Origin of the sequence: Enterococcus sp. AZ119, assembly GCF_050546175.1 — a bacterium.
GTDB classification, from domain to species: Bacteria; Bacillota; Bacilli; order Lactobacillales; family Enterococcaceae; genus Enterococcus; species Enterococcus faecalis.
On the sequence record NZ_CP172951.1, the window covers coordinates 256147 to 269969 of the forward strand.

Sequence of the window (13823 nt, forward strand, 5' to 3'; positions counted from 1 at the left end):
GCTTGCGACTAAAGTGTTAATGAACAGTTCTTAGGCCATAGCTGAACTGTTTGTTGGCACTTTTTTTGTTTGGAAGGGAAGGAAAACAAGATGAGTAAAGCTTGGTTAAAAGTTATTTTTGGCGCTTTTTGTGAAGTGATTTGGGTCATTGGCATGAAGCATAGTACAACATGGTGGGAGATTTTAGGGACAGTAATCGCAATCTTTATCAGTTTTTATGCGCTGATTAAAGCAGGAGAGGAATTGCCAGTCGGCACAGCCTATGCTGTATTTGTCGGCTTAGGTAGTGCTGGAACTATTGTAACAGATCATTTTTTATTCCACACACCTTTGGGTATAGGAAAAGTTCTTTTTCTGTTGCTGTTATTAATAGGTGTGATTGGCTTAAAAATGGTAACTGGAAATAAAGAGGAGGAAACAAGATGAGTTGGTTATACTTAGTTATTGCAGGCTGTTTTGAAATCTTTGGCGTAGGTTCAATTAAATTATTTACAACAAAAAAAGACTTACGTTCATTGTTAATTTTAATTCTAGCGTTTAGTGGTAGTTTCTTATTCTTATATTTAGGGATGAGACAATTGCCGATGGGCGTTTCTTATGCAGTTTGGACAGGAATTGGTACAGCAGGAGGCGCTATTTTAGGAATGCTCTTAGGTGAATCAAAAGACCTACGCCGGATATTTTTTATTTTTTTAATCATTGTTTCTGTGATTGGTTTAAAATTAATTGGTTAGAAAGCAAGAGAACATTGTTTGGATTATTGAAAGACCGGTGAGTAAAATTTAAAAAGAGACAGAACCAAATGCGGTGTTCTGTCTCAAAATAGCTTTTATTTTACGAGGTTACTATAACGTGTCGCAAATTCATTGTTGTAGGACTTGCCGTTGACATCTTGACCAACGTCCCAATTTGCAGACCAAGTCATTAAGCCACGGATAGGATTACCGTCTTTTGCTAACTGATCAAAAGTTTTGGCTACAGGGGTAGCCTCAACGACATAGCCGCTACCAGCAGCATCCCGATTTGCTGGTAAACCAAGGACTAATTTATCGTTTGGTATCTGTAGATAGCCGCGCGTGCCATGGATTAATGAATCAGACATATAATAGAGGAACTCGTATTTTAGAGCATCGTTGCTTTGAGCAACCCAAGTCATAATTTCATCAACCCAGACACCGTCGCCGCCTTGGTTATATAATTGTGGGGCAATGTAATCATAATAACCATTTAGGGAAGTAATGTATGTTTCATAAGCGGCACCAGGTTTTAAATAAGGGAATTCTGGCGCCATCGTAATGATGAAATTTTTTCCTTGTGCTCGATAATGGTCTTTGACTATTTTCAATGCAGCAGGGATGACGGTTTGGTTGTCGCCAGCAGTAATCGCCAATTGCTCTAAGTCGATGTCTAAACCATCAAAGCCGTATGTTTCCACTTGACGAATGATTTCATTCGCAAAGGCTTGTTCATCGCCTTTGACTAATTGGATATGTGCATCTGCTCCACCAAGTGCCAATAAAACTGCGCGACCTTGACTATTTAATTGTGCGACTTCTTGTCGTAAGGCAGTGTCCGTTTGGTTATAAGGCTTGAACGTAGGAATCCGTGTCGTGCCATCGCTTTTCATGAAGGAAACTGGTACGACATTGTAGGCTTGATTTACTTCTGAAAGGTTCAGCGATGCTGATGTTCCTTGTTTGTAACCATCGCGTCCTTTTGAGGCCCAGTTATGCCAATATCCAACCAACACTTTTTTGCCAGAGATATCCACCATCGTATCCGCAGCATCTGCAGAAGCTTGAGTAGGCGTTAACCACAAGCCAACTGCTACGGTTGAAAGAAGGAGAAAAGCAGGAATTATTTTTTTTAGCTTCATTTTTTGAGAACTCCTTTAATGTAGTTTAAGATGTGAGTATTTTTACTGAATGTTCACATCAATCGCTTGGTAAAAGGCGTTCACCGTATCACCAATGCCCCAGACAGCGTAAATGACATGATAACCTTTGCGGTCTGTCGGAATATTAATTGTTTGTTTAACAACTTTATTAGGAACTTCTTGTTTACCGTCAATTGAAGCAATTTTGTCGAAGTTTTTAATGTCTAATGGTTGATTGGGATTCCAGCCATTTTTAGTAATATAGTAATCCCAAGAAGCAGTTCTATGTTGGGCAGTTAAGTTCCAAGTGATGTCAAGGGGACCTGTTGTAATGTTTGTTTTGTGCCAACGAGTAGCTGTTTGTTCATCCAAAGGTTCAAAACCTGAGACACCTGCACTGGCTAATTTACCAGTAATAAACGTATTTTTAGGCGCTTCGATACTTTGAGGTTCCCATTGTGCACGACCAACATTTGTATTTAAGTTACCACCAGCAGAACTACCAAAGAAAGCACGACTTCCAGGACTTGCTACGTAACCATGAGCCTCTGAAACAGTAGGGGCCAATGCAGCGCCACCTAAAACAAAACTAAAAGCCAGGACGATTGTTAATAAACTCTTTTTCACGAAAAAAACCTCCTAAAAAATTATTTTGTATGCGCTTACAGATAGGAATATAACATAATAATCTTTCGGATACAAATAATAAGAAATGTTATTTTTAAAAATAAAACAATATTTTTTAAGTAATATTAAGAATGTTTTTAAATAATATAAATAATAGTGTTTTTCAAAGTTTTGTTAATTTTTCATTCGGAATCGCAATTGAAGAAATCACGTGGTATACTTTTAAGAAGAAACAATGACACGAAAGTAGCCATTGGAAAAAGGAGATTATTTCGTGGGAAAAAAACATACATCCTCTTATGAAGTTGCCTACTATGACGGCGATTTTACTGGTGCAATGAAGATACCGGCTTTGTTAGCGGTTGTCATTAAAGTATCAGAAGAACAAACAGAATTACTAGGAAGAGATGCGGCTTATGTCGCTCAATTTGGTCTAGGCTGGGTCATCACCAATTATGAAATAGAGATTCACCGCTTACCAAAAGTTGGTGAAAAAGTAGCAATTACAACGCAAGCTATGAGTTATAACAAATATTTTTGTTATCGTAACTTTTGGGTTCATGATGAAGAAGGCAATGAATGTGTCTTTGTGAAATCAACCTTTGTCTTAATGGATCAAAAAAATCGGAAAATCAGTAGTGTGTTACCAGAAATTATTGCACCTTTTGATTCTGAAAAAATCACTAAAATTTATCGCCATGAAAAAATTGAAAAGGTCACAGAGGGGAACTTTTTACCTTATCGTGTGCGTTTTTTTGATATTGATGGCAATCAACATGTTAATAATGCGATTTACTTTAATTGGTTATTGGATGTGTTAGGGTATGACTTTTTAACAACGCATCAACCGAAAAAAATTCTTGTGAAATTTGATAAAGAAGTAGAATATGGCCAAGAAGTCGAAAGTCATTACGAAATTGTCGAACAAGAAAATCAGTTGAAAACGCGCCATGAGATTCGGATTGATGGTCAAACCTATTGTGAAGCGAATATCGATTGGACCAACTAAGTTGAGATGACGGTTTAGAAAATAAAAAGTTACGCAGAGGAGGAAGGACATGATTCGCTTAGGATTAACATCTTTTAGTGAACACGACTATTTAACTGGAAAAAAACGGGCCACGCTTTATGAATATGCCAGTCATTTACCACTAGTTGAAATGGACACGGCGTATTACGGGATTCCTCCCAAAGAACGAGTAGCTGAATGGGTCAAAGCAGTTCCCGAAAACTTTCGCTTTGTCATGAAAGTTTATAGTGGAATCAGTTGTCAAGGTGAGTGGCAGACCTATTATGCAAGTGAAGAAGAAATGATCACCGCCTTTTTAGAAAGTATGGCCCCATTAATTGAAAGTAAAAAATTATTTGCCTTTCTGGTACAATTTTCAGGAACATTTGGTTGTACGAAAGAAAATGTCGCTTACTTGCAAAAAATTCGTCACTGGTTTAAAGACCTACCCATCGCCATTGAATTACGAAATAATTCATGGTATCAACCAAACTTTGTAAAACAAATGTTGCAATTTATGAAAGAAAATCAATTTTCACTTGTGATTGTAGATGAACCGCAGATTCCTACGAATCCAGTGCCCTTTTATCCTTATGTAACGAATCCTAATCTCGTGCTCTTCCGGTTTCACGGACGTAATGCGGCTGGCTGGTTAGCCAATGATGCAGAGTGGCGTAAAAAAAGAACCCTTTATCATTATAATACGCAGGAAATCGCTGATTTAAGCGAAGCTGTTTTAAAAATGTCGCAAGAAGCTAAAGAAGTGGGCGTAATTTTTAATAATAATTCTGGCGGCGATGCCGCAGAAAACGCTCTACAGATGCAAAAAGTCTTGAATTTGAGTTACGATGATTTGAATCCAAAACAATTAGATTTATTTTGAGAAAGAAGGTAGCTGAATGTCTGAAAAGCAATCCCCTTATGAAATGGCTTGTGCCTTCCACGAGGTTTTTAATCCACAACAACCAGAGCAACCAACTGCTTTTTCGCCAGAGTTAGCCAGTCGACGAGCAGAGTTTAAAGTTGAAGAACTTGTAGAATTTTTATATAGTGCTGCTGATAATGACCAAGTACTTTTTCAACAATTGGTCAACGGATTAAAAAAATCTGTCGATAAAGCAGAGCAGAAAGTCTTGGCGAAAGGCAAACCAGTATCTGATCCTTTAGTGGAGGAAGTGGATGCACTAGTTGATTTATTGTATTTTACTTATGGTTCGTTTTGCTTAATGGGCGTCAATCCAACAAAAATTATTGAAATCGTTCATCAAGCCAATATGGGGAAATTATTTCCAGATGGGCAGCCACATTATGATCCAGAAACAAATAAAGTATTAAAACCTGAAAATTGGGAACAAGATTTTGCGCCAGAAGCTAAAATTAAAGCGGAAATTCAACGCCAATTGAAAATTACTGAAACCAATGAAAAAGACGAATGAGAAAACTCATTCGTCTTTTTCATTAATCATGGAAGAACGTCCGATATAAGGCTTTGATGGCTTTTTCCTCTTGTTCTTTTTTGATACCAAACATAATACTTACTTCCGAAGATCCTTGGTTAATCATTTCTAAGTTGATTTTTTCTTTGGCTAACGCCATTGTACTTTCAGCAGTAACCCCAATTCGTTGGCGCATGCCTTCCCCGACAATCATAATCATAGAAAGGTGATGCGTGATGCGTAACTCATCAGGCGCTAAAACTTCTTGGAGTTGAGCCATCAGTCGATTTTCAATTTCAGTTGTTAACTGGTCTTCTCTTAAAACAATCGTGATGTCATCAATTCCTGAGGGCATATGCTCATAGCTCAAGGCTAATTTTTCTAGTACTTCTAAGAGCCGTCGCCCAAAACCTAACTCTCTATTCATTAAATACTTACTAATGTAAATACTTGCGAACCCTTGATCACTAGCAATTCCTACAACAGGGGCATGCTTCACTTTGCGAGAAGTAGTAATTAGGGTGCCAGGATGATGTGGGTTGTTGGTATTTTTGATAACGACTGGAATATTTGCGCGATAGGCAGGCATTAAGGCTTCATCGTGGAGGACGGCAAAGCCTGCATAAGCTAACTCCCGCATTTCTCTGTAGGTCAATTCTTGAATCGTTTGAGGCTGTTCAATAATTCCAGGATGGGCGACATAAATTCCGTCCACATCGGTAAAGTTTTCATACAAATCTGCTTGAACACCTGCGGCAACAATGGACCCTGTGATATCGGAACCGCCACGAGAAAAAGTACAAATTTCGCCGGCTTCTGTATAACCAAAGAAACCTGGAATAACCAAGATTTGTTGAGTCTCACGATAGGCACTAATTTTCTCTAAAGCTTTTGGTAAAATGCGAGCATTGCCTGGCTCAGGTGTCACCAGGAGACCCAATTCTTTTGGACTAATGTAGCGAGCATCTAAGCCATTCTGATTGAAAAAACTGGCAACAACTTTTGCATTATTGTCCTCGCCGCTAGCTAAAAAATAGTCAAATAAAAAAGCATTGTTTTCTTTTGGTAAAGTGGCTAATTGGCGAATCGAAATAGCAATATCAGCTAAAACTGCTTTATCCAAGTGTAATTCATCAAAAAGATCTTCATAACGACGAATGATGGCAGAGATTGTCGATTCAATTTCCTCATTATTTAAGTAGCGCTGATAGTATTGAATCAATAAATCAGTCACTTTAATATCTTGCGGGGTTCGCTTTCCAGGAGCGGATACAACGACAAACGTTCGGCGCGGCTCTTCCTTGACGATTTGTAAGACTTTCTGTAACTGTGGTGCTGATGCTAGCGAGCTACCGCCGAATTTAACTACGTTCACGTTTATCACTCCTGTTTTTAATTATTTTCTCATTTGTAGATTAGTAAAAGGATACCGAAAAACATTTAGAAAAGCAACCACTTATTTTCAGAAAGTTAGGAAATCATGAAAATATTTGTTCTTCATTTTTTCTTAAAATTTTGTTAAACTGTAAAGATATGAGTCGTAACGAAGGAGTTAAATAGTATGACAGAATCCAAAACTGCCATTATTTTTGATATGGACGGTGTCCTAGTAGATAGCGAAGCTTATTATTATGAGCGACGTAAAGCATTTTTAGCGGAATTTGATTTGACCATTGAGGGCCTAACCTTGCCGGAATTAGTCGGTGCGGATATGCGTTCATTATGGCAAAAGATTGAACAAGTCAACAAAAAAGAGCTAGATATTGCTTTTTTAAATGAACAATACATAGCCTATAAAAAAGCGCATCCGATAGATTATTTAGCTGTGCTTGATGAAAACGCGAAACGTGTTTTACAATTTTTAAAAAGACAAGGCTATAAAATCGGATTAGCTTCTTCTTCCACAAAAGACGCAATTGAAGAGGTTTTGACAGTGGGGCAATTAAGTAGTTATTTTGATGCGGTCGTGAGTGGGGAAGATTTCGAAGAAAGTAAACCGGCGCCGGATATTTATCTGCACACGTTACAAGAATTAGCTGTTGCGCCACAGGAATGTATAGCCATTGAAGATTCAGAAAAAGGCATTGCTTCTGCCAAAGAAGCTGGGCTAGAAGTTTGGGCGATGCGCGATGAACACTTTGGGATGGATCAAAGTCAAGCGGATGCCTTCTTAACACAACTAAGTGATATTTGTAAAAAAATTAGTGAAAATCGGATCGATGAAAGCAGTGAATCAACCCCTTCGTAAGAAGATCGCGGGTTTTCTTAAAAAAGTTTGTTATAACTAGTGAATGAATATACAGTTTGTGCTATAATTTTCTATAGGTATTTCTGCAAGAATGCCCTTTTTCAAGGGTCAGGAACAATAGATAACCGTGTGAAGAGAACAAACAACCTTTCTTTTATTATAGAAAAATTATCGGAGGAGCCAAAATGAAGAATAATTGGATTATCATTTTAGTACTAGTAATCGTTATTATTGCTGCGGTGCTATACTTAATTGGTTATTTTATGCGCAAAAAAAATCAAGAACAATTAGATGAATTAGAAGTTCGTAAAGAAGCCCTGTTTGACTTGCCAGTCTTTGAAGAAATCGATGACATTAAAAAAATGCATCTAGTTGGACAGAGTCAAAATAGTTTCCGTGAATGGAATCAACGCTGGGTAGAACTATCGACGCGTTCTTTCGCCGAACTAGAGAGTCAAATTTATGAAGTCGAAAATCAAAATGAAATTTTCCGTTTCATGAAAGCGAAGAAAGCAGTCGTGGAAGCGAATGAAACGATGACCGAAATGGAAGCCGAAGTGGAAGTCATTCGTAATGGCTTGAAAGAATTACGTGAAAGTGAAGAGCGCAATTCATTAGAAGTTCAAAAAGCTTTGGATGTCTATGAAGAATTAAGTAAATCACTAAAAGATGATAAAGCTAGCTTTGGTCCAGCTTACTCCGAAATCCAAAAACAATTAAGAAACGTCGAAATTGAATTCACACAATTTGTCACACTAAATACATCGGGGGACCCAATCGAGGCTCGAGAAGTCCTAGAAGATGCGGAACGTCATACGTATGAATTGGAAGACTTAATGAAACGGATTCCACCAATGTATGAAGAATTAAATGAAACTTTCCCAGATCAATTAAAAGAAATCGAAGAAGGCTACAACCAATTATTAGCTGACGATTATGTGTTCCCTGAACAAAACTTTGCTGAAGAAATTCAACATGCGAAAAAACGTGTCGAGAATTCAATGGCTGATTTAGAGAAAACAGAGATTGCTGCAGTAGAGGTCGCAAATCGCGACACAGCAACGGCGATTGATGCATTATATGAAGTGATGGAACGTGAAATTGAAGCGAAGAAATATGTCGTGACCAATCAAAAAATTATTGACGATTATATTTCTCATTCCTTAAAAAATAACCGTCAATTAATGATTGAATTGGACCATGTATCACAAAGCTACACCTTAAACAACAACGAGCTAGGACGTAGTCGTGGTTTCCAAACGGAAATTGAAGAAATTATCCGCCGTCAAAAAGACTTGGAACCTCGAATGAAAGAACATACCGTTCCTTACTCTGAAATTCAAGCGTTCTATAAAGAATGCTATAAGATTTTAGATGATATTGAAAATCAACAATTAGAAATTGATGCTTCATTGAAAGAACTAAGAAAAGGCGAAAAAGTCGCCCAAGAAAAAGTCGACGAATACGAATTCCGTTTACGGAGTATCAAGCGGTATGTTGAAAAGCAACGATTACCAGGTTTGTCTGCTGATTACTTAGAATTTTTCTATGTGGCAACGGATCGAATTGAAGATTTAAGCCGAGCCTTAAATAAAATGCGCATTAACATGGATGAAATCAATCGTTTGTGTGACTTATGCGAAGATGATTTAGAGTTATTAGATAAGAAAACAAAAGATTTAGTCAATGCAGCAGCTCTGACAGAACAAATGATGCAATATGCAAACCGCTATCGTCATACTCACGAGAACATCCGAGCGGCTTTAGATAAAAGCATGTATTTATTCTCGACAGAATTCCGTTATCAAGATGCATTAGATGAAATTGGAACGGCATTGGAAGCTGTTGAGCCAGGGGCGTTCAAACGAATCGAAGATTTTTATTTTAAAAATATCAATAACCCTAATTTAACAGCAATTTAATTAAACAATCACTAAACAGAGGTTTGTCGACAGACAAGCCTCTGTTTTTATGGCGTGGTGGTGACTTGAAGTGATACTTTAGAAAGTATATAATGGGAAAGAATTTTAAAAAAGAAGGGTGACAAATGATTTATTTTGATAATAGTGCAACTACACCGATTTACCCCCAGGCTTTAGATACATATGTAAAAACCAGTCAGCGGATTATTGGCAATCCGTCTAGTCTGCATGACTTAGGCAACCAAGCGAATCGGCTCTTACAACAAGCACGGAAGCAGATTGCGGAGCTAATCAATGTTTCAGCAAATGAAATCTATTTTACAAGTGGCGGAACTGAAGGAGATAACTGGGTTTTAAAAGGAACGGCTATCGAAAAACGAGAATTTGGTAATCATATTATTATTTCTGCAGTGGAACATCCAGCAGTTACAGAAACAGCGGAACAATTAGTCGAACTAGGTTTTGAACTTTCTTATGCGCCAGTGGATAAAGAAGGTCGTGTAAAAGTCGAGGAACTACAGAAATTAATTAGAAAAGAAACGATTTTGGTTTCTGTTATGGCAGTGAACAATGAAGTGGGAACGATTCAACCAATTAAAGAAATCAGCGAGGTTTTAGCGGAGTTTCCTAAAATTCATTTTCATGTAGACGCGGTTCAAGCAATTGGGAAAGTTAATTACTCAGAGTGGTTAACGGATCGGGTGGATTTTGCAACGTTTTCTGCACATAAATTTCATGGACCACGAGGCATTGGTTTTATGTATTGGAAACAAGGAAAACGTTTAGCGCCGCTTTTAACAGGAGGCGGGCAAGAAAACAACCAACGCAGTGGGACAGAAAACGTACCAGCAATTGTGGCAATGTCCAAAGCGTTACGCTTGCATTTAGAGAACGAACAACAACGGCCGCAACATGTGGCGACATTACGGAGTTATTTATTAAAGGCGCTAGAAGAATTTCAAAATGTGACTGTTTTTTCACAAGATAATGAACATTTTGCGCCACACATTTTATGTTTTGCTTTGAAAGGGATTCGTGGCGAAGTGCTGGTCCATGCATTGGAAGAAAAACAGATTTATATTTCGACTACGAGTGCTTGTTCTAGCCGAAAAAAAATGGCTAGCAGCACCTTGTATGCCATGCATGTGCCAGGGGAATTAGCACCTTCCGCTGTGCGCATTAGTTTAGATGAAAGCAATACAATGGCAGAAATTGAACAATTTATGATTGTTTTCAACCAACTTTATCAAAAATTTTCTCGTGTAAATTAATAAAAAATAAGTCGGAGCCTAGAAATAGGCTCCGACTTATTTTTGCTCTCTTTATCGATTGAAGCGGTAGCCACTTCCCCAGAGTGTTTCAATTGGAGAGTCAGAAAGATTGGCTTTTTTTAATTTTTCCCGAATCCGTTTAATGTGAACAACGACAGTCGAAACCTCAGTATCTAAGGCATCAAACCCCCAGACACTTTCAAAAAGTTCTTCTTTATTCCACACACGGTTAGGATGTTCCATCAAGAAAACCAGCAATTTGTATTCTTTGCTTGTAAAAATAACTTCATTTTCTAAAACAAACACTTTGTGGGCGGCAGTGTCGACAGCGATTTCATTGATTTTTAGTAATTGTGGTGGTTGTTCTGCGTTGCTTAACAATTGATAACGGTTCATATGGGCTTTTGCTCGAGCGACTAATTCATTGGGACTAAACGGCTTGATTATATAATCATCCGCACCTAAGCCAAGCCCACGAATTTTATCAATATCTTCTTTTTTAGCCGAAACAATCATGATCGGCGTTTGCTTTTTTTTCCGAATTGCACGACAGATTTCAAAACCATCCATAGTTGGCAGCATCACATCTAAAATAATTAAATCAAAGGGCTCATTTAAAGCTGCTTCCAATCCTTTTTTTCCATCATGTTCAATTGTGACAGTCATATCGTTAATTTCTAAATAATCTTTTTGCAAATCAGCAATGCTTGGATCATCTTCAATAATTAATACATGTGGTTTCATTTTTCATCCTCCAACAACGGCAGCGTAATTATCACGTTGGTGCCGTCTCCTTTTTTACTTGTGACAGTGATTGTTCCCTGATGATAGTCAATAATTTGTTTGACAATACTTAATCCCAAGCCGCTTCCTTTAACTGTTGGGGTTCGAGATTTGTCTACACGATAGAAGCGTTCGAATAAATAAGGTAATTCTTTTTTATCGATACCAATGCCGTTATCTGTAATGGTTAAAACTAAGTCTGTTTGATTATGCGTTAAAGAAATCGTAAAGGCTAGTTGTTCTTTAGTGGGATCCGCAAATTTAATGCTATTTTGAATTAGATTGGTAATCACTCGATTCATCTGCGTGGGATCCATTTGAACGTATAAAGCTTCGGTGGGAAGTACAGAAGTGATTACTAGTTCTTGTTCCAAACGGTATTCTTCAAGAATATGTGCAATAAAACGAGTGAAATTGGTCTTTTCCATTGTAAAGACAGCACGATCTAGGTCTAATTTAGAATACAAAAATAATTCTTCAATTAAATCATTGAGGCCTAAACTTTTTTCATGAATGACCGTTAAATAGCGCTGTTTTTTTTCTTCAGTATTGGCAACGCCATCCATTAAACCTTCAACGTAACCAATAATAGAAGTAATTGGTGTTTTTAAGTCATGAGAAATATTTGCAATTAATTCTTTCCGATTAGCTTCATATTTTTCGCGTTCCGCATTGGCTTCTTCTAAATCTTGCCACATTTGTTCAAAACTAAGTTGGAGCTGTTTGACTTCCGTTGAGACGGTTTGGTGGCTAGTTGGCGTAAATGGATTTTCTTTTTGGGCATCCTTACCCAATGTTTTAGTCGCTTTTTCTAATGCTTCTAATGGCTCGATAGTGGTTTTGGTTAAGCGCTTATTAATGAGCCAAGCTGCCGCAATTGCTACAAGGATAATTAACAAAATCATCCAGATAATCCAGCGTGTGAAGAATTCAAAAAGGCTGCTTTCGCGTTTCAAGACAATAAAGCTCCCGTTAGAACCATCTAAATAATGAAAATCGGATTTGACATAATGATATAGACGCCCTGCATTATCCAGTGTGCCAGTTGGCATAATATTATTCATTTCGTAGTTTGGAATATGTACAGACAAAGATTTTTCTACTAAATTATCCGAATAGTAAGGAAACCGTGCATTCTTTCGAATAATCACACTTAATCCTTTTGCCTCAATTGTTTGAATCGTTTCCTTTAATTCTTTACTTAAAGGCGTATCTAGTAATTTCGGTGACTTTTTTAACAATTGATCTAAGGCCAAATAACTTTCTTCTTCGTTAGCGGTCAATGGTCGTTGCTTATTCATCATTCGGTAAGCTTGGGGCAAACTGGGAACAGTCCCTAACGTGATGTAAGAAGCTAAGGATAAAACAGCTAAAACAGAGGCTAAAGTAATAATGATGGCACTAATATAAGAAATAAAAAAGCGGCGTTTAATGGTCAAAAGCGTCCCTCCTAGTGGTTTTAATCTATTTCTTACTTATAGTGTATTACAAGTGAACAAAAAAAAGCTAGTATTGTTATTAACTTTTTTTCATTTGTTTATAATTTGTTCATTTTTCGGCAAGTAGGAGTTTATAAGGCTTTGCTATTCTAAATATATCAAAAAGAAAAAGGGGATTACCAACCATGAAAAAGAAAAAAGTTTTTAGTACGCTTACCTTATTAACCTTTAGTACGTTGTTGATTGCAGGCTGTGCTGGCGGAGCCAACTCTGCAACAGATAAATCAAGTGCAGCTAGCTCAAGCACTGCAGTCTCTAGTTCAGCAGAAGCAGCTAAAGAGCAATCAAAAGGACAAGAATTAACAGAAATTTTATCCAGTACTGATTGGCAAGGCACAAAAGTTTACGACAAAAATAATAATGATTTAACAGCAGAAAATGCTAATTTTATTGGTTTAGCAAAATATGATGGTGAAACAGGTTTTTATGAATTTTTCGACAAAGAAACAGGTGAAACCCGTGGCGATGAAGGCACATTCTTTGTGACAGACGATGGCGAAAAGCGTATCTTAATTTCGGATACACAAAACTATCAAGCGGTGGTCGATTTAACGGAAGTGACGAAAGATAAATTTACCTATAAGCGAATGGGTAAAGATAAAGACGGGAAAGATGTAGAAGTCTTTGTAGAACATATCCCTTATTCTGACGAGAAATTAACTTTTACGAATGGCCGTAAAGATTTAGAAACAGAAACTGGCAAGATTGTTACCAGTGAACCTGGGGATGACATTTTAGGGGCTACATTATGGAATGGCACGAAAGTTTTAGATGAAGACGGTAACGATGTTACTGAAGCAAATAAAATGTTTATTAGTTTAGCGAAATTTGATAATAAAACAAGTAAATATGAATTCTTTGATTTAGAAACGGGTAAAACCCGTGGAGATTTTGGTTACTTCCAAGTAATTGATAATAACAAAATCCGGGCCCACGTTTCAATTGGTGACAATAAATATGGAGCTGCGTTAGAATTAACAGAATTAAATGATAAACGTTTTACGTATACACGAATGGGTAAAGACAACAATGGCAAAGAAATTAAAGTCTTTGTAGAACATGAACCATATGAAGGAGACTTTACGCCAGACTTCACGTTCTAATTAGTCAATCACTAGTGGATGAAGCGGCCAAAAGGAAGTAAAGGATTCT

At 37.4% G+C, this 13823-nt stretch carries 14 protein-coding genes; 9 read left to right on the forward strand and 5 right to left on the reverse strand.

Features of this window, described 5'->3' with window-relative positions:
• The first annotated feature begins 69 nt into the window (after positions 1 to 69).
• A complete protein-coding gene (locus IGL37_RS01325) occupies positions 70 to 426 on the forward strand; it encodes a DMT family transporter (RefSeq protein WP_002386054.1) in 357 nt (118 codons plus the stop codon).
• A complete protein-coding gene (locus tag IGL37_RS01330; RefSeq protein WP_002355223.1) occupies positions 423 to 734 on the forward strand; it encodes a DMT family transporter in 312 nt (103 codons plus the stop codon). The genes IGL37_RS01325 and IGL37_RS01330 overlap by 4 nt, the downstream gene beginning before the upstream one ends.
• Positions 735 to 829: 95 nt before the next feature.
• Here IGL37_RS01330 and IGL37_RS01335 read toward each other — a convergent pair whose 3' ends face one another.
• Together IGL37_RS01335 and IGL37_RS01340 are read right to left on the reverse strand one after the other, a co-directional pair.
• Positions 830 to 1876: a chitinase gene (locus tag IGL37_RS01335; RefSeq protein ID WP_033918202.1), complete on the reverse strand. Its 1047-nt coding sequence runs from the start codon at positions 1874 to 1876 to the stop codon at positions 830 to 832.
• Positions 1877 to 1918: 42 nt separating this feature from the next.
• On the reverse strand, positions 1919 to 2503 hold the full coding sequence (locus IGL37_RS01340; protein WP_002355225.1) for a lytic polysaccharide monooxygenase: 585 nt from the start codon (positions 2501 to 2503) through the stop codon (positions 1919 to 1921).
• 274 nt (positions 2504 to 2777) lie between these two features.
• On the opposite strand from IGL37_RS01340, the gene IGL37_RS01345 reads away from it, so the two are divergent.
• The 3 genes from IGL37_RS01345 to IGL37_RS01355 are packed head-to-tail and all read left to right on the forward strand — an operon-like array spanning position 2778 to position 4948.
• A complete protein-coding gene (locus IGL37_RS01345; RefSeq protein WP_002355227.1) occupies positions 2778 to 3512 on the forward strand; it encodes an acyl-ACP thioesterase domain-containing protein in 735 nt (244 codons plus the stop codon).
• 49 nt (positions 3513 to 3561) lie between these two features.
• Complete coding sequence (locus tag IGL37_RS01350) at positions 3562 to 4395, forward strand: DUF72 domain-containing protein (RefSeq protein WP_002358361.1); 834 nt, start codon at positions 3562 to 3564, stop codon at positions 4393 to 4395.
• A 16-nt stretch (positions 4396 to 4411) separates the two neighbouring features.
• Positions 4412 to 4948, forward strand: a complete 537-nt coding sequence (locus IGL37_RS01355) for a haloacid dehalogenase (RefSeq protein WP_002355230.1) — start codon at positions 4412 to 4414, stop codon at positions 4946 to 4948.
• Between the two features lie 22 nt (positions 4949 to 4970).
• On the opposite strand, the gene IGL37_RS01360 is transcribed toward IGL37_RS01355, so the two are convergent.
• Positions 4971 to 6323 (reverse strand): aspartate kinase, encoded by a 1353-nt coding sequence (locus IGL37_RS01360; protein ID WP_002385384.1) that lies wholly within the window; start codon positions 6321 to 6323, stop codon positions 4971 to 4973.
• 186 nt (positions 6324 to 6509) lie between these two features.
• On the opposite strand from IGL37_RS01360, the gene IGL37_RS01365 reads away from it, so the two are divergent.
• The 3 genes from IGL37_RS01365 to IGL37_RS01375 all read left to right on the forward strand — a co-directional run bounded on the left by IGL37_RS01365 (position 6510) and on the right by IGL37_RS01375 (position 10389).
• Positions 6510 to 7196: an HAD family hydrolase gene (locus tag IGL37_RS01365; RefSeq protein WP_002355232.1), complete on the forward strand. Its 687-nt coding sequence runs from the start codon at positions 6510 to 6512 to the stop codon at positions 7194 to 7196.
• A 185-nt stretch (positions 7197 to 7381) separates the two neighbouring features.
• A complete protein-coding gene (gene ezrA / locus IGL37_RS01370) occupies positions 7382 to 9118 on the forward strand; it encodes a septation ring formation regulator EzrA (RefSeq protein WP_002355233.1) in 1737 nt (578 codons plus the stop codon).
• A 125-nt stretch (positions 9119 to 9243) separates the two neighbouring features.
• Entirely contained in the window at positions 9244 to 10389 is a 1146-nt protein-coding gene (locus IGL37_RS01375; protein WP_033918201.1) for a cysteine desulfurase family protein, read from the forward strand.
• A gap of 51 nt (positions 10390 to 10440) precedes the next feature.
• Here the strand turns inward: IGL37_RS01375 and IGL37_RS01380 are convergent, their stop codons facing one another.
• Both IGL37_RS01380 and IGL37_RS01385 read right to left on the reverse strand, forming a co-directional pair.
• A complete protein-coding gene (locus IGL37_RS01380; RefSeq protein WP_002358364.1) occupies positions 10441 to 11133 on the reverse strand; it encodes a response regulator transcription factor in 693 nt (230 codons plus the stop codon).
• A complete protein-coding gene (locus tag IGL37_RS01385; RefSeq protein ID WP_002385380.1) occupies positions 11130 to 12473 on the reverse strand; it encodes a sensor histidine kinase in 1344 nt (447 codons plus the stop codon). Before IGL37_RS01385 ends, IGL37_RS01380 begins: the two co-directional genes overlap by 4 nt.
• Before the next feature lie 323 nt (positions 12474 to 12796).
• Here IGL37_RS01385 and IGL37_RS01390 point away from each other — a divergent pair, with 323 nt between their 5' ends.
• Positions 12797 to 13774 (forward strand): DUF4822 domain-containing protein, encoded by a 978-nt coding sequence (locus IGL37_RS01390; RefSeq protein WP_430598804.1) that lies wholly within the window; start codon positions 12797 to 12799, stop codon positions 13772 to 13774.
• Positions 13775 to 13823 lie beyond the last annotated feature (49 nt).